Source organism: Psychroserpens sp., from assembly GCF_045105015.1.
Classification (GTDB): Bacteria; Bacteroidota; Bacteroidia; order Flavobacteriales; family Flavobacteriaceae; genus Psychroserpens.
Window position 1 is genome coordinate 23,014 of record NZ_JBGCCX010000063.1, and the last position, 19,630, is coordinate 42,643.

At 31.1% G+C, this 19,630-nt stretch carries 14 protein-coding genes; 5 read left to right on the forward strand and 9 right to left on the reverse strand.

Annotated elements, in window-relative coordinates; translation table 11 throughout:
* Positions 1 to 67: 67 nt before the first annotated feature.
* The 4 genes from AB8B90_RS05075 to AB8B90_RS05090 form a co-directional block, all read right to left on the reverse strand.
* Positions 68 to 2,689 (reverse strand): PorP/SprF family type IX secretion system membrane protein, encoded by a 2,622-nt coding sequence (locus AB8B90_RS05075; protein WP_405334316.1) that lies wholly within the window; start codon positions 2,687 to 2,689, stop codon positions 68 to 70.
* Position 2,690: 1 nt separating this feature from the next.
* Entirely contained in the window at positions 2,691 to 4,154 is a 1,464-nt protein-coding gene (locus tag AB8B90_RS05080; RefSeq protein ID WP_405334317.1) for a gliding motility-associated C-terminal domain-containing protein, read from the reverse strand.
* A 38-nt stretch (positions 4,155 to 4,192) separates the two neighbouring features.
* Positions 4,193 to 5,506, reverse strand: coding sequence for a hypothetical protein (locus AB8B90_RS05085; protein ID WP_405334320.1), 1,314 nt, complete (start codon positions 5,504 to 5,506; stop codon positions 4,193 to 4,195).
* 285 nt (positions 5,507 to 5,791) lie between these two features.
* Positions 5,792 to 6,262, reverse strand: coding sequence for a hypothetical protein (locus AB8B90_RS05090; RefSeq protein WP_405334322.1), 471 nt, complete (start codon positions 6,260 to 6,262; stop codon positions 5,792 to 5,794).
* Positions 6,263 to 6,667: 405 nt separating this feature from the next.
* Between AB8B90_RS05090 and AB8B90_RS05095 the strand changes: the two genes are divergently transcribed.
* Positions 6,668 to 7,285, forward strand: a complete 618-nt coding sequence (locus AB8B90_RS05095; RefSeq protein ID WP_405334325.1) for a hypothetical protein — start codon at positions 6,668 to 6,670, stop codon at positions 7,283 to 7,285.
* A gap of 6 nt (positions 7,286 to 7,291) precedes the next feature.
* Here AB8B90_RS05095 and AB8B90_RS05100 read toward each other — a convergent pair whose 3' ends face one another.
* From AB8B90_RS05100 to AB8B90_RS05120, 5 genes are all read right to left on the reverse strand, one after another.
* Positions 7,292 to 8,209: a peptidoglycan DD-metalloendopeptidase family protein gene (locus AB8B90_RS05100; RefSeq protein WP_405334327.1), complete on the reverse strand. Its 918-nt coding sequence runs from the start codon at positions 8,207 to 8,209 to the stop codon at positions 7,292 to 7,294.
* Positions 8,210 to 8,300: 91 nt separating this feature from the next.
* Positions 8,301 to 9,344, reverse strand: coding sequence for an endonuclease (locus AB8B90_RS05105; protein WP_405334329.1), 1,044 nt, complete (start codon positions 9,342 to 9,344; stop codon positions 8,301 to 8,303).
* A complete protein-coding gene (locus AB8B90_RS05110; protein WP_405334331.1) occupies positions 9,341 to 10,390 on the reverse strand; it encodes a hypothetical protein in 1,050 nt (349 codons plus the stop codon). The genes AB8B90_RS05105 and AB8B90_RS05110 overlap by 4 nt, the downstream gene beginning before the upstream one ends.
* A 203-nt stretch (positions 10,391 to 10,593) precedes the next feature.
* Complete coding sequence (locus AB8B90_RS05115) at positions 10,594 to 11,400, reverse strand: energy transducer TonB (RefSeq protein ID WP_405334333.1); 807 nt, start codon at positions 11,398 to 11,400, stop codon at positions 10,594 to 10,596.
* Positions 11,401 to 11,515: 115 nt separating this feature from the next.
* A complete protein-coding gene (locus AB8B90_RS05120) occupies positions 11,516 to 13,507 on the reverse strand; it encodes a serine hydrolase (RefSeq protein ID WP_405334334.1) in 1,992 nt (663 codons plus the stop codon).
* Between the two features lie 312 nt (positions 13,508 to 13,819).
* Here AB8B90_RS05120 and AB8B90_RS05125 point away from each other — a divergent pair, with 312 nt between their 5' ends.
* From AB8B90_RS05125 to AB8B90_RS05140, 4 genes are all read left to right on the forward strand, one after another.
* The gene (locus AB8B90_RS05125) at positions 13,820 to 15,964 is read left to right on the forward strand and encodes a tetratricopeptide repeat protein (RefSeq protein ID WP_405334336.1); all 2,145 of its coding nucleotides are present in this window, start codon (positions 13,820 to 13,822) and stop codon (positions 15,962 to 15,964) included.
* The gene (locus AB8B90_RS05130; protein WP_405334338.1) at positions 15,961 to 16,698 is read left to right on the forward strand and encodes a LytR/AlgR family response regulator transcription factor; all 738 of its coding nucleotides are present in this window, start codon (positions 15,961 to 15,963) and stop codon (positions 16,696 to 16,698) included. Before AB8B90_RS05125 ends, AB8B90_RS05130 begins: the two co-directional genes overlap by 4 nt.
* A gap of 153 nt (positions 16,699 to 16,851) precedes the next feature.
* Complete coding sequence (locus AB8B90_RS05135; RefSeq protein WP_405334340.1) at positions 16,852 to 17,424, forward strand: hypothetical protein; 573 nt, start codon at positions 16,852 to 16,854, stop codon at positions 17,422 to 17,424.
* Between the two features lie 49 nt (positions 17,425 to 17,473).
* Positions 17,474 to 19,561: a leucine-rich repeat domain-containing protein gene (locus AB8B90_RS05140; protein WP_405334342.1), complete on the forward strand. Its 2,088-nt coding sequence runs from the start codon at positions 17,474 to 17,476 to the stop codon at positions 19,559 to 19,561.
* The last annotated feature ends 69 nt before the right edge of the window (positions 19,562 to 19,630 follow it).

The following is a 19,630-nucleotide window of genomic DNA, read 5'->3' on the forward strand; positions in this document are numbered from 1 at the left end:
AACTTTTTGTAATTCTAAATTCAATGAGGGCAATTATTAAACTTAGAATTGGGCCTTAGTAATATTATTAATTTTCAATTTTCACGAGGGACATGTTTTTATTATATGGTCTGCTTCCTTTTGATTTTAGTGCTTCATTAGCTTGTTCTATACTGTTGAATTTATCATAATAGATATAATACTTACTCGTTTTAATATCATAGAAGAAGTCAACATTTGTTCGACCTGAAGCAATCACTTTTTTCACAAACTCATTTCTTTTTTCTTTATCTGTATGAACAGCTATAATTACATAATAACCATTGTCAATATTTTTTACGTTTTTCAGAATTTGGATATTATTACTTTGCTTTTCACCAAAGTCAAAATCTTCTTCTTTTAAAACAGTTTGGCTTAAAGTAGTTGTCTTTTTTATATTTTGTAATACAGCTCTATCTTGTGAAAAACGCTCATCTTCATTGTCGAATGCAGCACGTTTAATACGTCTTCTTCTTTCAAATTCTGTTGCTACTTTAATATCATTAAGACGGATTTCTAATTGATTTTTTGTTGCAACTGCTTGAGCTTGTTCAGTTTTCAATTGTTTTAATTTTTTTCTGTAATGTAAATACACTTCATCATTATAGATGGTGTCAGCTTCGAAATTATCATTGTACAGTTTTTGTAATTCTTGAATCTTTTTACTTCTCTTTTCTATAATATTATCTAAGTTAGATTTGATAGAGTTAAGTTTGTTGTTTTCAGCTGTAATACTTTTAAAAGGTTTTGGTTGTACAGTAATACCTTGCTCACTTAAATCGTTTTCTTCTTTTAAATCTTTAAGATCTTTATCTTTTACACCTATGATATCATCAAATTGTTTTAATAAATCATTTTGAGATTTTTTAGTGTCTTCGGCTTGTTTAGTAATTTCTAATAATTCTTTCCCAACTTGATCTTTTGGGTTAGTTATTAATTCATTCTTAGCATCTTGTTGTGCTTTTATCTCTGCCAATCGTTTCGCTTCTGCTTCAGCATCTTGTTGCGCTTTTAACTCTGCCAATCGTTTCGCTTCTGCTTCAGCATCTTGTTGCGCTTTTAACTCTGCTAGTCTTTTAGCTTCTGCTTCAGCATCTTGTTGTGCTTTTATCTCTGCCAATCGTTTCGCTTCTGCTTCAGCATCTTGTTGCGCTTTTAATTCTGCCAATCGTTTCGCTTCTGCTTCAGCATCTTGTTGCGCTTTTAATTCTGCTAGTCTTTTAGCTTCTGCTTCAGCATCTTGTTGCGCTTTTAACTCTGCCAATCGTTTCGCTTCTGCTTCAGCATCTTGTTGTGCTTTTATCTCTGCCAATCGTTTCGCTTCTGCTTCAGTATCTTGTTGCGCTTTTAACTCTGCCAATCGTTTAGCTTCTGCTTCAGCATCTTGTTGCGCTTTTAACTCTGCCAATCGTTTAGCTTCTGCTTCAGCATCTTGTTGTGCTTTTATCTCTGCCAATCGTTTCGCTTCTGTTTCAGCATCTTGTTGCGCTTTTATCTCTGCCAATCGTTTCGCTTCTGCTTTAGCATCTTGTTGCGCTTTTAACTCTGCTAGTCTTTTAGCTTCTGCTTCAGCATCTTGTTTTGCTTTTAATTCAGCAAGTCTTTTAGCTTCTGCTTCAGCATCTTGTTGTGCTTTCTTTTCAGCAGCTAACTTTCGATTTGCTTCTGCTTTAGCTTTAGATGTTTTAGATACGATTGGTTTTTTCTTATTTCCTGAAACCAGACCAATCACTTCATCACCACTGCTGTAATCGTAGCGATCTCTGTTTTTAAATCTGTACGCAAGTGTAATATCATGTGATGGACCAAAATCTGTTAATTCTCCAATAGCTTTTTCAAAATTATATTCTAGAGCAATTTGAGGCGTAATATTAATTCCTGCTCCTCCAGAAATTCCAAATACTGAATTATATCCTGCTTGAACCCAAAATCCTTTTGGAATGGTTAACATTGCTAATGCAGATACAACTGTTTCATCTTTTTTAAATTCTGACCTTACTAAACCTGTAAATTTTGTGTCATCAAAAAAACCTCTGCTATTTACATATCCAGTATACATAATATGCGCTTGAATACCTTGCTCAGGATTATCTTGTAGCATCTCAGAAGATTCAAAATTATAAACTGCTAAATTGTTAATTGATAATCCGAAATCTATAAAAGCCAGACCATAATTAATTCCTGGATTAATAGTTAATAAGAAATTTTCCGGAATATTTTGTAAAGCTGGATCATCTACATTAGTTATTATATTTCCAGTATTAATTCCGCTTTTGTAGGCCCCAATATTTAATCCGAAGGTTAAATTGCTTTCTCTTGCTAATTGAACATTATATGCGAAATTGGCAGTACCTCCAAAGGTTGTTAATACACCATAATCTTGTTGGAATAATCCGATACCAGCTCCAATGTTTTCACCAAAACGTCCTGAATAACTTGCTAAATAGGTGAGAGGTGCATTATCAAATTGTATCCATTCTCTCTTGTTAAATAAACTAACGTATTTATGTTGTTCTCTAACAAAACTGAATGTTGGGTTAACAACAAAGCGATTAAAGGTCAATGAGTTTCTAACTGGTAGGCTAAGCGCAACCACGCCATCATCTTCTTGAGAGTGGAACATCTGTATTGAACAGAAACATAATATTACAACCAGTAGGTGTTTTTTCATATTATCTGACGACAGTTATTGAGCCTTTTTTAATATCATTATCTGATGTGGTAATCACATAATAAAATACTTGGTTAATATTTGTTAGGTTTAAGTTTTCTTGTGGCCAATTGTTCTGATAGTCATCTGTTTGAAGTACAACTTTTCCACGATTGGTCATGATCATCACTTTGGTATTAGTACCACTTACATATTTCGTTGGAATAATCCATGTATCATTGAAACCATCATCATTTGGACTCACTACATTTGGTATCTTTTCCACTTCAGGAAATGGATCATAAGCCTCATTAATTTCAAATTCAAATTCTCTAGAAGCGATACAACCAGAAGTTTCTGTAATGATAACTTTATAACTTCCAAAAGTTGAAGTTTCATAATTAGCTTCCGTAACGTCAGTTATTAAAACATTGTCTAAATACCATTCGAACTGTGGATTGTTAGCAGTTGTAGTTATCTCAATTGAAAGGCTTTCATCTTCTTCAATGGTATTTTCTATATCAACATTAATAGCAGCTTCAAATAACTCGCTGACCAATTCTATAGCACCAATGGCTGAGCAATTACCTAAATCAACTTGAACCGCATAAGTACCAGATTCATTAGTTTCATACATTTGATTTGTAGCGTCAGGAATTACAGTTCCATTTTTAAACCATTGGTAACTATTACCAGTTAATGTGGTTAATGTTGTAACGCCAGAACCAGGACAAAACGGATTTCCTAAGCTAGAAACAATTTCTGCATTAGCTTCACCTGAGGCTACCTCTGAAACTGTAACTCGATTGGAAAACGAATTAGAAGTACAGGTTCCATAATTTGTTTCTACAAAATAAGTGCCCTCTTCGCTTACTGTAAGGGTTTCTCCTTCAGCAACAAAAACTGATGTAGTTGGACCAGTTTCTTTGTACCAATTATAAGTTAATGATGGATAATTAAGTGGTGAATCATTTGTTCCAGAGCCTGGATTATCAATTGTTAGAAGGTAATTTCCTCCTGAACAATAGGCAGCAGTTGCTACTAAATTATTTATTGTAAAAGGCGAATCTTGAATTTTATAATAAGCTGCAAACGCTGAAGAATTTGAACTTGTAGCTGCAGGAGCAGAACTTTTAATTCTAATTTTATAGTTTTCACCAGCAGTTGTTTCTGGTAATGAGAAATTTAATGTTGCAGGCGAAGTTGTTACACTTCCAGCAGTTGAAGTAAAAATAGTAATTGGATCTGAAAAGTCACCATCGGCATCAGACATTTCAATTGAGAATTGATTTGATGTATTTAAGGCGCTTTCTGGAGAAAAAACAAAGGTTGTGCTGTAATTATTAAAAGTCTCACTCGCACAAGCTTGACTAAACCCTAAGTTTGGAGTACCTATAACTATTTGTGCATTTAATTGTTCTTGAGTTAAAAGGACAAAAAAGCATAATACAAAGTAAAGTTTATATACGATTTTAGTAGTGTACATTTTTGGGGCTGTAATTTTCTAATCTATAAGCTTTGTTTTTAATCGTTGTCGTTCATGTCGTCAGTAGCAGCAAAAATTCTATTAATTCTCAATCTGAAATCTGGTCGTTTTGAATTTTTTAAATCAATAAAAGTTTCCGAGTCAGGACCCTTTGAATACACATTATTGAATGCTCTATTGCCATACCAGTTTTCTAAGTCTTCATTGTTTGAATTGAATTTAATAAAGATGTTTCCTTTACAATTATTAAAGTAAGTTCTAGTAAAACCAATTTTGTCTAAGTTCTCACTGTTTATTTTGATTTTGTTATCTAATATAACAGCAGGATTAAATCCTGAAATAACACTTTTATCTATTGAAAAAGACACACCTTCACTGAGGTAAATAGCTTCGTTTACTAAGCCTATTTCGATATCGTATTTTAAATCATCACTAAGATTTACTAATGTTAAATTTTCAGCTTGGATATTGGTGTTGTTTTTAGAAAAATCAACATCTTCCTTTTTATCATAAGCTAATACATTTATGCATTTAGAAACTTCAGCTCCTGAAGCATAAGGAGAACGTATTGCTAAAGAATTTGAAATATGACATTGTGCTCCATAATTAAATTCATAATCATTGATGTTAGATTTATAAGACACTAATTTCTCTAGGTTAACATCTCCACCTAAAATATTAAATGAGTTACCTTCACAGTAGCTTACCATGATATTTTCGATAATAGTTTGCTGACCGACACCAGCTAAGGTAAGACCGTTAAAATAGCCATAATCTTTGGTGCGTTTTCCTGCAAATTCAATTCTAACAAATGTTAAGATTCCAGAATAGCTATCAGTGTTATCTCCACCATAATTGATACAGTTAGCATCTGATGGTTCTAGCCCATAATTAAGGGCATCTTCATTTCCAAATTTATTAGTAGGTGCATCACCAAGGATAAAAATTCCTCCCCAATCTCCAGGTTTTTTTAAACTTCTACTTGAAGTGAAAACAATAGGATCTGTATGAGTTCCATTAGCAACAATTTTAGAATCTTTACTTATAGTTAGCGAACCTTTGGTTTTAAAGTCACCAATAATAACTGTTCCTGGTTCTATTGTTAATGTTGTACTATCTTTAACAAAGACATCTCCTAATAGTAAATAGGTGTCACCTTTATATAATTTAGTATCTCTTGTGATATTTCCACTCAAGATTTGAGTAGGCTTTCCGTAATCAACCTTATTAGGTTTGAATTCTGTCCAAGGATTTAACCAATTATCATAGCCAATTATTCCTTTCTCCTGTTGTGCATATACATTGCCATACACTAGTAAGAACAAAAGTGCGATTTGAGTAATTTTTTTCATAGTAGTCAAGTTCGTTTAGTTTAGATAAGTGGGCACTTAAATATATGTCCCAAACATAGGGTTTATACTTATGAAATGCAAAAAATATCGATGAAATACATCTTTTTGACTTAAGTTAGTGAAAATTCTTACAATAATGTTTGGTTTTTTGTTTTGAAATTTAATAGTTGATACAGATAAATAAATCATTGCATATCATTCTATTAGTAATGGGTATGAAAAAAGCCTCAATATTAATATAATATCGAGGCTTCATAAATTAAAACTAACACTTATAATTAGAGACTAATCAGATTTATAATCGTTGTAAGTATGTAGAGATTTTAAAGTTTCTTCATAAAAAAGAATAGCAGCAATTAAATCTCTAGTATCGGAATATGGTAAAATTGTCTTTTGAAATTCAATTGTACTATCAAAATAGCTAACTGAAGCATCCACATTATTTTCTAAAGCTTTTTTGTTTTCTTTTGTATCTGGTATTCCAAGATCTGACATGGTTATTCCTGGTTTAGTCGCAAATGCAATATTTGGTAAAATGTTGACAATAACTTTGATACGTTCTGTATATAAGCCAAGTAATTCACCTTTAGACATTCGGTCTAATTCATCATGACTATGGTATTTGGAAATATTTACTTTGCCACTAATAATATTCATGGACTGATTTTTCTTAGATGACGTCTTTTTATTTTGAGCGAAACCCATGCTAGTCATCAAGAAAAAAGTAAGGATTAATAAAGTAGATTTTGTTTTCATTTTATGGTTTTTAGTTAATCTGGGTGAAACAAATCTATACATTTTATTAAAAAAAACAACTAAAAATAAAGATTTTTTCTGTTTTTTTTTAATACATAAAATACGTATTTATTAGATAAACTGCATTATTACTGGATTAAAAGCATATTTTTACGATGAAATGCTATGGTTGGTTTTTGTGATTTACAGCGGAACAAAACACTTGATTTTAAGTTTTTGGCAACGTTTTTGGTTTTTTATTAAGTCGTTTGAATTAACTCTAATGATGTAAAACTGGGTTGTATTATATCGGTAGATTTTACAAATAGGTTCATTTCGTCGGACTAACTATACGTTAATTCGATTATTTTAAGTTTTTAGATAGAAATCATAGACATTTGAGATAACCCAAAATGCTTAACCAAAATGAAAAACGTTATCACATTTCTTTGTTTATTCTGTTTCGTAGTTTCTAATTGTTCTATCAGCGCTCAAGATTCTATTGATAATTCTGAAGATTATCTAAAAAGGAGTCCGATTTATGACTACACTGAACTTCAATTAAGTAACACAGATACTATCCCAGGTTTTGATTCTAAATCTAATAAATTAAAAATTTCAGGTATTATATTTGAAAGTGATGGTATAACTCCAGCAAAAGATGTAATTCTATACATTGACCAAGCAGATGAAAATGGTGATTTTGATTTGAGATATAATAATGAAAAGCGTTATGTTCATAATAGAGGTTGGATAAAAACAGATTCAGATGGTAGTTATACGTTTTATACATATGTTCCTGGTAATGACCGACGCTATAATCAGATGCAACAATTATTTCCAATAGTTAAAGAATCTTCTAAAGCAGCTTATGAACTTGAATCATTTTTATTTGATGACGATCCTTTTTTAACAAAAACATGTCGTAAACGTTTAGCTAAAAAGGGAGATCCTACAAGAATATTAAAACTGGAAATAGTAGATGATATGTATGTGGTTCAAAAAAATATTGTCTTAAACTCTAACTCAGATAGCACTAAATAAGACTGTTTACTTTTCGATTACTAATTTTTGACCAGGTTTAATTACTGAGGTTTTGCTAATTGCATTGGTTTTGCAAATGGCTGCAATTGATATATTATTATTTATAGAAATGCGTGATAAGGTATCACCACGTTTAACAACATATATTTTCTTTTGCTTTTTTAAACTAGCAACTGCTTCAGCTTCAGTTAATAATGGAATAATTTTACTTTGTCTTTTTGAGTTGTGTACATAAGGACGCGTCCATTGCTGTGTCACCCATATTTCTTTTGATCTTATTGCATTAGATGCATCAAACTCGAATAGATATTCAGGATTTATAGCTACGCCTTTGTAATTTACAACTAAGTGTAAGTGACTTCCTCTTGCGTTTCCAGAAACTCCACCTTTACCAATATATTCTCCTTTTTTTATGGTGTCATTTTCTTTAACACCATATTTTGATAAATGTGCATATACTGTTTCTAAACCATTATAATGTCTTAAAACAACAGTTTTGCCATGGCCTCTAGAATATCTAGACATTCTAACTATACCATCAAACATAGCAAATAGGCTATCTCCAGTAATTAAATCAATGTCAATGCCTTTATGGGCACGACCTCTTCGCCAACCATAACGAGATGTTACAACTTTGTCTTTTCCAATTGGAGATGCATATGTAGAATCTTCAAATTTTAACTGTAAAGGGAATACAACTACTTCGTCTCTGAAAGGATTGTAAACGGTATGATCCCAATATTCAGATTTAATATCTCTTGGAATAATAGCGTTAAGAGTGTCTTTAGTAAGAATGGTTTCGGTAGAATCAACTTTTTTTAAAACTTCGAAGTCTAATTCATCTACAATATTCAGGTCAGGATTTTTTTGACTATAAACGCTGAAAGTAAGTATAGTTAGGAAGAATGTAAAAAGAGATTTCATACTAATAATTAAAGACGCTAATTTTTTTGATTGCCGAATATAGAAAATTAAAATGAAAGATATTGTTAACGAATTGTAATTTATGATTTTCTTAATTGTAAACTCTAGACGCTAATGTAGCATCTATTATAAAAGGATTGTCGTTTCCTTGTTGAAGTTTTATAGCATTGTTTCTATCTATTTCTTCTTGATCGACAGGATCATCAGTATGCCATTGCAGAAGTGTAAATTTCATAAAAAAAAAAAAAGCATCATTAGCATAAGACAAATACGTGTTTTGATTTGAAGCATTATAAATCGCATGGAAATAGAATATTGCTCTTGCAATATCTCCTTTTTTATCTTCTCTCGGTTCGAATGTACATTGCTGGCTAGCTTGAAGACTAGCGTAAGTTGCATCATTATCTTTTTCAGAATATAGATTCATATTAGTAGAAGGCACCGAGTTTAGTTCTTGATTGAGATAAAACCATGATTCCGTATCAATATCTATTATATCATTATAAGGACAATTGCTTCTTGATGAATTTACTTCAATCCGACTAGGGAAAATATTAAACATATCGCTTCTAGCTGGTTCATCACCAGCTCCCATACTTTGCGGATAAGCATGTTCCGTATTTATGCCTTGATTGAAGGCATGACTGCTAGGATCTGGATCTGTACTATAATCCATCACAACAGAGAAATCTGTATAAATACAAGACAATTCTAAGGTACTAGAATTAACGTCTATATTTCCATAGAGTACATCTCTCGCTGGTCCGTAGCCAAGTGTTTGATTTGGTGTGTAGTTGGTTTGTAAGCACACTAAAAACTCATTAAAAGTAGTAGCAGTTAAGCAGACTAATTCACTAGAATCTGTAGTTATAGCGTGCCATTTGGTGCCATCAAATATATTTAAAACCTGTGAATCTGTATTAAAAATAATGAGTCCAGCAGAAGCAGTAGTAACCATTATGTTATCTCTTTGTTCGCTAGTCATTCTAGGAGGTAAAACACCTTTAGTTGTACTTGTAACATCTAAGGCTGAAGAATTATCAGGGTTGCTAGTGTTCACTCCAACTTGAGACCAAGCTGATATATTAAGTGCTAGACAAAATATTAAAAGTATAGATTGGCGAAATCGTATCATAAGCTGTTAGCTGTACCTTTAGTATTTGCATTTGCATTAGATGTCCATGTACCACTGTTCGTACGTTCGATAGAACCGTTTCCGGTAGTAGCGCCAGTTTCAGATAAACCAACATCAATACTAGTAACTCCATTTGCAATACTTGAAACAGCGGTAAAACTTCCTTCGTAACTTATAAATTCTATGAGGCCAGAAGGACCACTTAATGCAATGCCATCTGGAGCTCCATTTTGTAGAGCAATGTCCCAAACGTAATAACAGTTTGTAGCGTCACAAGTTTGAGTGAGATTGTTTAAGGTTTCAGTTGCATAATCAGATTGGTTGGAACCATTATATACAACTACTGAGTATTGAGATAAGTCTGTAGGTTGATTTGCTAAATTTTCGGTAATCCTTATTTCAATGAATTCATTTATATCTGTTCCAGCATTATCATAATGAAACTCATTTATTCTCGCAACATTAGAGATGTTTGAAATAGGACCTTGGTAGTTGCTTTTAACTTCATTTCCTATTAAGGCTCCAGTTTGAGCAATAGGTGTAATTCCGAAGGCGAGATATTTACCATTATCGGTTACAGAAGTTGTATAAGAGATTGTGTTTTCACTGAGTATGGCAACTTCGTTTGTTCCTGAGGCATCATCTGCACGATACCATTGAAACAACGATACATCTTCAATATCAGCTTCGTTATCTAGATAATTATAATTACCCGTTAGCGTATTTCCAATACTAAAGGTTCCACTAAAACCTACATTAGTAGCATAAGGAATTGTATTCGTTGTTGGGCAATAAATATTTTCCCAGCCAGTACCATTATATACCTGTAAGCATTGTTGGCTACCATCGATAAGATAAATAAGTAAACCTGTTGCAGGTGAAAGAATTGCATTGCGTTCTGTTAAGTTCATTCTTGGGAGTAATAAACCGCCAGACGTAGAACTTATATCTAAGGCAGCAGATGGATCTGGATTTGTGGTTCCAATTCCAACTTGTGCATAAGACAGTTGAGTAGCAACCAAAATTAGTAATAGGAACTTCTTCAAATTTAAAAGCAATTAACTTTCAAATATATGGATTAGATCTCTTTAATTTTCAAATAGAATGTTAATCTGATTAATATTTTATTAAAATCATAACTATATAGAAAATAGACTATTACAATATAGAAATTAAACTATGTGTAGAGGTCAAAAAAAGGTCATAAATTTTTAATTACATGACCTTGATTGAAATAACTTGATATTAATTAGCAACCCATTAATCCAAAAGACACCACTAATTCTTGATCTACATTTTCGCCATCCATATTTTTTGCAGGAATCCATTTCTCAGGAGTTTCTTTGATAAGTTCTATCATTTTTTTGTCAACATTAGGATAACCAGAATCTCTATCTAAGCTAATATTTTCAACAGCTCCATCTTTAGTCACAGTAAAATAAAGTTTTGCAGGTTTTAATTTTTCTGGATCAACACCTATCAAAACAGTCTGGCAGCTTTCTTTTAAAAATAATTTAAGCGCATCTATACCTTCTGAATATTTTGCTTGTTGTTCTGGTACGATGGTAAGGTAAGGAGAACTATAATTATCAGATATGTATCCAGATTTCGGTTCTTTTTCTTCATATTCAACACGTAATGCAAAATTAGTAGAGTAGTGGATTGATTTTATAAACTTTAATTGCGCTTTATTAAATGTTGCAGATTTTCCATCAATTGTCATTTCAGAAGGTTCATCATTTTTAAGAATGATAAAGCTGGTAGATTTTACATTTACAATATTCTGTATCGTTTCTTTGTTTAGGAATCCATTGATTGATGTAATCTTTTCAATTTCAGATTTTTTTATTGCTCCAAATCGAGGGCCAATATCATAGATAAAATCGGAGAATATTTTAAATTCATTTGTTACCATATTTTGGTTCGATTCCAGAATGACAATATTTTCTTTTTTCACAATGTCTTTAGTTGGAGCTGTATTCCAACTAAAAAGGCTAACACCTCCTATTATTAAGGCTAAAATAATACCGACTAAAATTACGTCTTGTCTTTTCATATCTAAGTTGTTTTTTGATGATGTCTAAAACTAGTTAATTATAGTATTTAAAATGTCAAATGAATGTCAAATGTTTGTAAAACCTGCTTTTTTAATAAGGAAACCCTTTAAATAATTAATTGCAAGGCTCATCTTTAATAGTTATATTATTTAGTTGTTTCCAGATAGGTTTGTCATATGGTTTTGGAGAGAACTTAAATATGATAACTGATTTTTCAGTGGATTTACAAAATTGTTGTTTGCCTGTAATGTTCAATGTAACCTGTTTCCCAGTATGAAAACCATCAAAAAGAATCATCTTACCTTTAAATTCAGAACTATTGTCACTTTCAGAAATAGGCTTTAGTTTTAAATTTGGTTTAGGAAAATTTTCAGACCAATGATTTGGGATCATTAATCCATCAAAATAGCCTTCAATATTTTTCTGGAGGTTGTCTATAGAAATTTCAGAAGGAGTATTTATTTTCCAAGCCATGGCAAGTGACCAAAAATCATTATGATTTATATTTGACCATTCTGGAGCAAATCGGAGTTCTTCAAACCCTGTTACTGTCATTTTTGGAGCCCAATCTATTGGAAATGTAATAATTTCTTTTCCCCAAGTATCATCAGCATTTAATAATTCAACACTATAAGTAAAACCTAATTCCTTTAACATTTTTACTGCATTCATGTTTTTAGGATTCAAGTCTAATGATTTTTTATAGTTTTTTATTGCTTTTTCTTTTTCACCTAAAGCTCTAAGCGCTTCAGCATAACTATCAAAAGGATTATCTTTATTAGGAAATACTTCAGTACTTAGCTTAAAGACTTCAGCAGCATAAGTTGCATTGCCTGAATGTAAGAATTTGTATCCTGCAACAATAAGTTCTTGCTCACTTATGTAATAGTCTGGTAAATCTTTATGTGTTTTATAAAATTGAATGCCTTTATCAATACCTTCTTTTTTTATGATTTTAGTCATGAATTTGGCTAATGGTTTTAAGGGGAAATCATAAGGTTTCTCGTTCAATATGGCGATTATAGCTTTAGTTATCGAATTAAGAAAGGCACGATTTGTATTATTTAGCAATATAATTGAAGCATCTTGTGAAGGAATTCTGCTGTATAATGCACGAAAACCATCAATTGAGCCACTATGGCCAACAGTTTGAATAGTTTCTTTAGTATTACCTATGGGCTTGTTTTTAAACTCCCAACCATAACCATAATATCCTCCTTCTTCTGTATCTTCAATATGTTTTCTGAAGATAAGTTCCATTAAATGTTTTGGTAATAATGCTTCGGTATTTAAGGCTTGATCCCATAGTGCTAAATCTTCAACAGTAGAATAAATTGCACCAGCAGCATATGCTGTTGATTTATCAGAAGCATCGCTATCAAAGTATTCTCCATAACTTACAATATAACCAGAAGCCATATTTTTAAGAAGCTTTCTATGTCTGAAAAATCCTGTGTTATTCATTTTGAGAGGCTTAAAAATCTTATCTTCTAAGACCTCTTCATAAGGCTTATTTGTAATGGATTCAATAATGTATCCTAAGAGCGTATAACCAGAATTGCTGTACTTAAATTTTTCTCCTGGAGAAAATTCAAGTGGAACATCAGCAAATTGATTTACCATAGCTTCAGGTCTATTATACTTTTCTTTATTTGAAGGATCACGATCAATTCCAGCAGAATGTGTAAGTAAATGATGAACAGTTATTTGATCTCCATTTTCTTTAGGATACTTTTCTAAGTAGGTTGAAATAGGCTGATGTAAATCTAATTTGTTTTCTGAAACTAACTGCATGATTAACATGGCAGTAAATGATTTCGTTAAAGAAGCAATTTGAAACTTTGTATCTGTATTATTTGGAATATCCCATTCCATATTAGCATACCCAAATCCTTTTTTATAAATGATTTTATTATCGTGTGATACAAGAACTGCGCCATTAAAACCTTCATAATCTGTATATAAATTTATAAGTTCTTCAATTTTATCGGCTTTGTTAATGATATTATTATCATGCTTATTTTCAATACATGATAATAAAGTGACAGTCATTATTACTATAGCGATAATGGTTTTAATTGATAGACATTTTTTTAGTGCTAACATAGTTTGGATACTAAATTTGTTTTTACCAAAAATAGAAGCAATCGTGAATTCGTTTTAAAAATAAATGTAAAAAAAGTGTAAAAATGAGTTAAATGTTTTTGCAAAAGAAGCAGTAGTGCGCATATTGGTTCAAACATTGCAAATATTGTTTGATGCCAAGCGAAAATTTATTCTTCTCTTTATATCTAATATATATGATTAATTAGATTTTTTATCTTCAATATTTAATCGTTAATTGCTTGTAATAGTTCTGTTTTTAATATGAAATTCAATTTTAAATCATTTCTTTTTTTAGTGTTCCTTATTTCTTTTGTGAAACTTTCTTTTTCTCAAGAGAAAGTCATAGATAGTCTTGAAAATATACTTCAAAATCATAAACTGAACGATACTACTAAAGTGAATTTATTAAATAAACTTGCTTATGGCTACTCCAGTTTTAATATTATAAAATCTGATGAAAAAGCTCTAGAAGCATATGCTCTATCAAAGCAACTTAATTTCGTAAAAGGTGAAGGGAAAAGCTTTTTAAGAATTGGTCATAATCAAATAAAGAAATCAGAATTAGATAGTGCAGAATTGTCAGCAAATAAAGCCCTTAAATTGTTTGAGGAGATAAGTTGTCAGTCATGTATTAATGCTTCTTATATATGTTTGGCTGAAATCGCATATTATAATAATGATTCCAATAAGGCTAAAGGTTATTATGAAAAATTAATTAATATTTTCATTGAAAATGACGACAAGTTACGCCAAGCAGATATGCTTAATAATTTAGGAATTCTTAGTTATAGAAAAGGTGATTTTGATGAAGCTATTGTTTTTTTCAAAAAAGCATGTGACTTAAGAGAGCAATTAGGTAGAGAAAAATTAAGCTTAGGAACTTTAAATAATATAGGAAGTATCTGTCTTAATCAAGGCAAATATACAGAAGCATTACAATATTTTAATAAATGTTTAAGTATATATAGAAAAGACAATAATAAGAGAGGTATAGCAACAATTACTTATAACATGAGTGCTGTGTATTATGAGCTCAAGCGATATGATAAAACCTTAGAGTTTATAAACGAGTCACTGGCAATTAGTAGAGAATTAAAGAATAAACGTAATATAGCTGGTTGTTTAGTAAATAAAGGAGCAGTTTATGCCGATTTAAAAGAGTTTCCCAAAGCTTTAGACTACATGACGGAGTCTTTGAGTTTAAGCAAAGAAATCAACGAAAAGTCAGAAATAGGTGCTTGTCATTATCAACTTGGAGATTTATATCTCTTAATGGAACAACCTAAAAAAGCTTTAGAACATCATAAAAGTTATTTAAAGATAAGTTTATTGACAGAAGATAAAGTTCAAATTTGCCAAGCTCATGTTGGCTTAGCTAGAACCTATGTTTTACTTGAAGACTATTCTACAGCTTTAGATCAAGCAGAAAAAGGAAAAAAAATAGCAGATGATTTAGAACTTCTAACACAGCAAAAATTAGCTTACGGAACCATTGCAACTATATATGAAAAAACAAAAAAGTATAAAAAAGCATTAGAAAGTCATCAACAGTTTAAAATTATAAACGACAGCCTTTTTAATAATGAAAATATTAAAAAAATAACACAGTTAGAATACGAATACAAATATAAACAAGCTTTAGACTCTGCTAGTATTAGAGAGTTACAACTTAAAAAAACTGTGACAGCCTCAAATAAAAATTTAGAAAAATCTAAGCAAAATTATTTATGGGCAATTATTGTTTTTCTATTAATTTCAATTGTATTAGGAGGAATTATTTTCTACTTAAAATTTACAAATATTAAAACAAAAGCACAAAATATTGAAATCGGACAAAAGCTTTTGCGTTCTCAAATGACACCACATTTCATTTTTAATTCGTTGTCTGTTTTACAAGGTATGATATTAAATAAAGAAGATAAAAAAGCCGTATTATATTTGTCTAAATTTTCTAAACTATTGCGAATTACTCTTGAAAATTCACGTGATAAAATGGTGCCACTTCATCAAGAGTTAACTGCAGTAAATAACTATTTAGAGCTTCAGAATTTAGAAGTAAGTCAATCCTATTTATATACTATTTTGGTTGATGAAACTATTGATGATTCCTTGTTTGAAATACCACCTATGCTCATTCAACCCTTTATAGAAAATGCAATAGAGCATGCGTTTAAAAATCAAAAGGAAAACAGAAAAATTGATATAAAGCTCAATTATATAAACAAGAAACTAATCTGTACAGTCATCGATAATGGAATTGGAATTAATGCACAAAAACAAAATGATAAATCACATAAAAAATCGTTGGCAACTACCATAACTTCAGAACGATTAAAAATGCTTTCGAAAGATTTTAAAACAGAAGGAAAAGTCACGATAGAAGATCGGCAAAAATACAAAGAACAAGGTACTATAGTTACGCTTGTTATACCATATAAAATTCTTATTATATCATGAAGGCATTAATAGTTGAAGACAAATCTTATATTAGAAAAGGCTTGATTAATTTATTAAATCTAGTTGAGTTTGAAGTTGATGTTGTAGGTGAATGTGAAACGGTTAAGGAAGCTATTATTGTTTCCAAAGCATGCGAACCTGAACTTATTTTTTTAGATATTAACCTTCCAGATGGGAATGCTTTCGATTTTTTAGAGGCTACTGAATATCAAAATTTTAAAGTGATTTTTATTACTGCTTATGAAGAGTACGCATTAAAAGCACTAAAAATGGGTGCAGTAGATTATTTGTTAAAGCCTGTAGATATTGATGAATTAAAGACAGCGCTTCAAAAAGTAGAGAAACAGCCATTAGCAGAACAAAAAGAAAAAATTCAAAATACTAGACAAATTTGGAACAATGAAAACTCTAATCTAATCTTATCCTTGCAAGACAGTTTTCAAGTGCTTAATTTAAAAGAATTGCTCTATTGTGAAACAGATAAAGGTTATACAACATTTTATTGTTTAGATGGAAAGAAGTATATGGTATCTAAAACATTGAAAGAATTTGAAGGTCAATTGCTAAAAGCTAACTTCACAAGACCTCACCAATCTTTTATGGTGAATTTAAGATTCATAGATAAGTATGACAAATCTGGTGTAATCTATTTGAAAAATGGTCGAAAAATCCCAGTATCAACTAGAAAAAAGGAAGCTTTTTTATCAGCATTTTTAAAAGCCAATCTATCGTAGCTGCTATATTTTATTATTACATACTTATTCATAAGTAGTTTATTAAACACATATATTTTTAACTCTAGCGTTTATTTATTTTGAAGCAACAGAAATAGATTCGCTGTTTCATAGGTTGTTTACTGCATATACTTTAGCATTAAATCGAAATCTATGATGAAGTTAACCTACTTAAAACTTTTCTTAACGCTAATAGTCATAATACTATTCAGTTCATGCGGAAGTCAAACAAGTCATCAAGAGGCCAATGCAGATGGCTTTGCAATAATTGAAAATGAGCTAAAATCAAAATTCGGTGACACTGCTTACTATACAGATTTAGCAATTATCTATGATGAATCTCTAGGGAATTCAATTAGCGTAACAGTCACTGCAAGTCCAGAATCTTTAACTATGGGACAATGGAACTTATCTCAAGATTCATGGCAACAAAATTCAGAAATCACACTCGAAGTACCACAAGGCACAAAAGCTTCTGATTTTATGTTTCAATTGAATGATAAAATTAGTCTATCAAAACTAGGTGAATTAGTCGAGAAATCTATTGAACAATTAAAGGCTGAAAAAAATCTTAGTAATCCAAAATTAAGTATTGCACATGTGAAATTTCCAAAAAATGGAGATATATCTATAACAGAATACGCTATTAATCTAAAACCAGAAAATGGTGGCACAACGTTCAGCTTTTACTACAAACTAAATGGTGAACTCATTAAAATGGATTAAAAAAAAAAAAAAAAAATCTACTATAAACTTTAATTTAAAACCAAATATTATGAAAAAACAACTACTAATTTTAACAGCTCTAATAATATCAATGATTGGGTATTCACAAACAGTTGGAGATACTTTTACTGACAACTTTATAAGTTATGAAATAACTTCTATTTCACCAAATACAGTTGAAGCTATAGATTATAATACAGCTGGAGGTAATGTGGTTACTATACCTGATACTGTGCCACATAATACCAACATTTATAGTGTTACGAGTATCGGTTTTGAAGCTTTTAGACTTAATCAACTAATAAGTGTAACCATTTCGGGTAATGTTAACACTATTAAAAATTCCGCCTTTTCAGATAATAATAATATGACTAATGCGACTATTCAAAATGGTGTTGTGGATATTTGGAATAGCGCTTTTTTTAATTGTGGTTTAACTAGTATTACTATTCCAGACAGTGTCACAAGTATCGGCAACCAAGCATTTGATTATAATGATATTAATAGTCTAAGTTTAGGAAGTGGTTTAAACACTATTGGGAATGCTGCTTTTCGACACAATCAATTAACTAGCGTTACAATACCAAATAGTGTCACTAATATTGATATTAATGTTTTTCAAGATAACCCTTTAACTAGTGTAACCTCTTTAGCTTCAATACCACCAACTATTGTGACTGGTACTAATGATACTTTTAGTAATAACCGAAATAGTATAGCTTTAAATATACCATTTAATACTATGGGAGCTTATGTAACAGATGCTGGTGCTTTATGGACAGGTTTCAATCCAATTACAGAAGCAAATCCAGCAGTTGGAGATACTTTTATTGACAATTTTATTACTTATGAAGTGACTTCAATAACACCAAACACAGTAATGATCAGAGATTATGATATGAATGGTGGTAGCGAAGTAATAATACCAACTACGGTTAACTATAATGCAACAACCTTTGATGTAACCATAATTCACACTAATTCTTTTATAAGCAACCCAATAACTAGCGTAATTATTCCTAATTCTATTGTTCAGATAAGATCAGGGGCATTTTTTAATAACCAATTTACAAGTGTTGTGATTCCGAGTAGCGTCACATCAATTGGAGCTCAAGCCTTTGCAGGTAATAATTTTTTAACTTGTGTAGTTTCTGAAGCCATAATACCACCAACAATTACAACAGGAGGAAACCCAGATACATTTGGAGAAGGTGGATTTGGAACACGAAGTAATATAAATTTAGTTGTACCTAATGGCACTACAGACGAATATGTTACGGATTCTGGAGCGCTTTGGACTGGTTTTAAAATGGTTTATGAAGTTATTCCTTCAACGACTACACTTGAGGTTACAGATTATGATTCATCCAATGGAACAACAGTTACCATACCTGCTACAATAACAACTTTAACAGATGTATATGCTGTTACAGAAATTGGTGATGCTGCTTTTTTTGATAAAGGATTAACTAATATAAACCTGCCTAATAGTGTTACCAGTATTGGAATATCTGCCTTTAATACAAATAACTTAACTACTGTAACTATTCCTGATAGTGTCACTAACGTTGGAAGTCAGGCATTCGTAACTAATGATTTAACAAATATCACATTAGGTAGTAATGTTTCAATCATTGGTATAGGTGCATTTGCAGATAATGATTTAACAAGTGTTACTTTTCCAGAAAATGTAACGAACATTGGAGCAGTAGCTTTTGCTGCAAATCCATTAACCAGTGTTACTTCATTGGCAACAGTGCCTCCTTCAATTACCACTGGTACTAATGATACGTTTCATATTAGTGGAGATCGTAGCAATATCAATTTAACCATACCTAATGGTACCGAAAATGATTACATCGCTGCACAGTGGATAAATTTTGCATCTGTAACATTAAATATTTCCGATTTTGAATTCGCTAATAGTGTTAAAATTACTTCGACTTCAAATCAAATAAAAGTGATTTCACCAACTCATTTAAAGTTAGAGAACTATACCATCTATAATGTTTTAGGCGCTAAGGTTGCTACTGGAAATGACAGTACAATTGCAACATCTACATATGAAAAAGGCATTTATATTATAAAACTTGATTTTGACAGAGGGATAATCACTAAAAAGATTTTGATTAATTAGGGTCATTTAAATCAAGGAAGTAAAGCCACTTTTCCTTAAACGTTAAAGTGGCTTTTTAATTTTTAAAAT

What these genes read in the sequence shown, in the direction of transcription:
- AB8B90_RS05115 (WP_405334333.1), bottom strand. Translation starts at nt 11,400, where the DNA reads ATGAAAAGACAAGACGTAATTTTAGTCGGTATTATTTTAGCCTTAATA.
- AB8B90_RS05120 (WP_405334334.1), bottom strand. Translation starts at nt 13,507, where the DNA reads ATGTTAGCACTAAAAAAATGTCTATCAATTAAAACCATTATCGCTATA.
- AB8B90_RS05090 (WP_405334322.1), bottom strand. Translation starts at nt 6,262, where the DNA reads ATGAAAACAAAATCTACTTTATTAATCCTTACTTTTTTCTTGATGACT.
- AB8B90_RS05105 (WP_405334329.1), bottom strand. Translation starts at nt 9,344, where the DNA reads ATGATACGATTTCGCCAATCTATACTTTTAATATTTTGTCTAGCACTT.
- AB8B90_RS05095 (WP_405334325.1), top strand. Translation starts at nt 6,668, where the DNA reads ATGAAAAACGTTATCACATTTCTTTGTTTATTCTGTTTCGTAGTTTCT.
- AB8B90_RS05075 (WP_405334316.1), bottom strand. Translation starts at nt 2,689, where the DNA reads ATGAAAAAACACCTACTGGTTGTAATATTATGTTTCTGTTCAATACAG.
- AB8B90_RS05135 (WP_405334340.1), top strand. Translation starts at nt 16,852, where the DNA reads ATGATGAAGTTAACCTACTTAAAACTTTTCTTAACGCTAATAGTCATA.
- AB8B90_RS05100 (WP_405334327.1), bottom strand. Translation starts at nt 8,209, where the DNA reads ATGAAATCTCTTTTTACATTCTTCCTAACTATACTTACTTTCAGCGTT.
- AB8B90_RS05130 (WP_405334338.1), top strand. Translation starts at nt 15,961, where the DNA reads ATGAAGGCATTAATAGTTGAAGACAAATCTTATATTAGAAAAGGCTTG.
- AB8B90_RS05140 (WP_405334342.1), top strand. Translation starts at nt 17,474, where the DNA reads ATGAAAAAACAACTACTAATTTTAACAGCTCTAATAATATCAATGATT.
- AB8B90_RS05080 (WP_405334317.1), bottom strand. Translation starts at nt 4,154, where the DNA reads ATGTACACTACTAAAATCGTATATAAACTTTACTTTGTATTATGCTTT.
- AB8B90_RS05085 (WP_405334320.1), bottom strand. Translation starts at nt 5,506, where the DNA reads ATGAAAAAAATTACTCAAATCGCACTTTTGTTCTTACTAGTGTATGGC.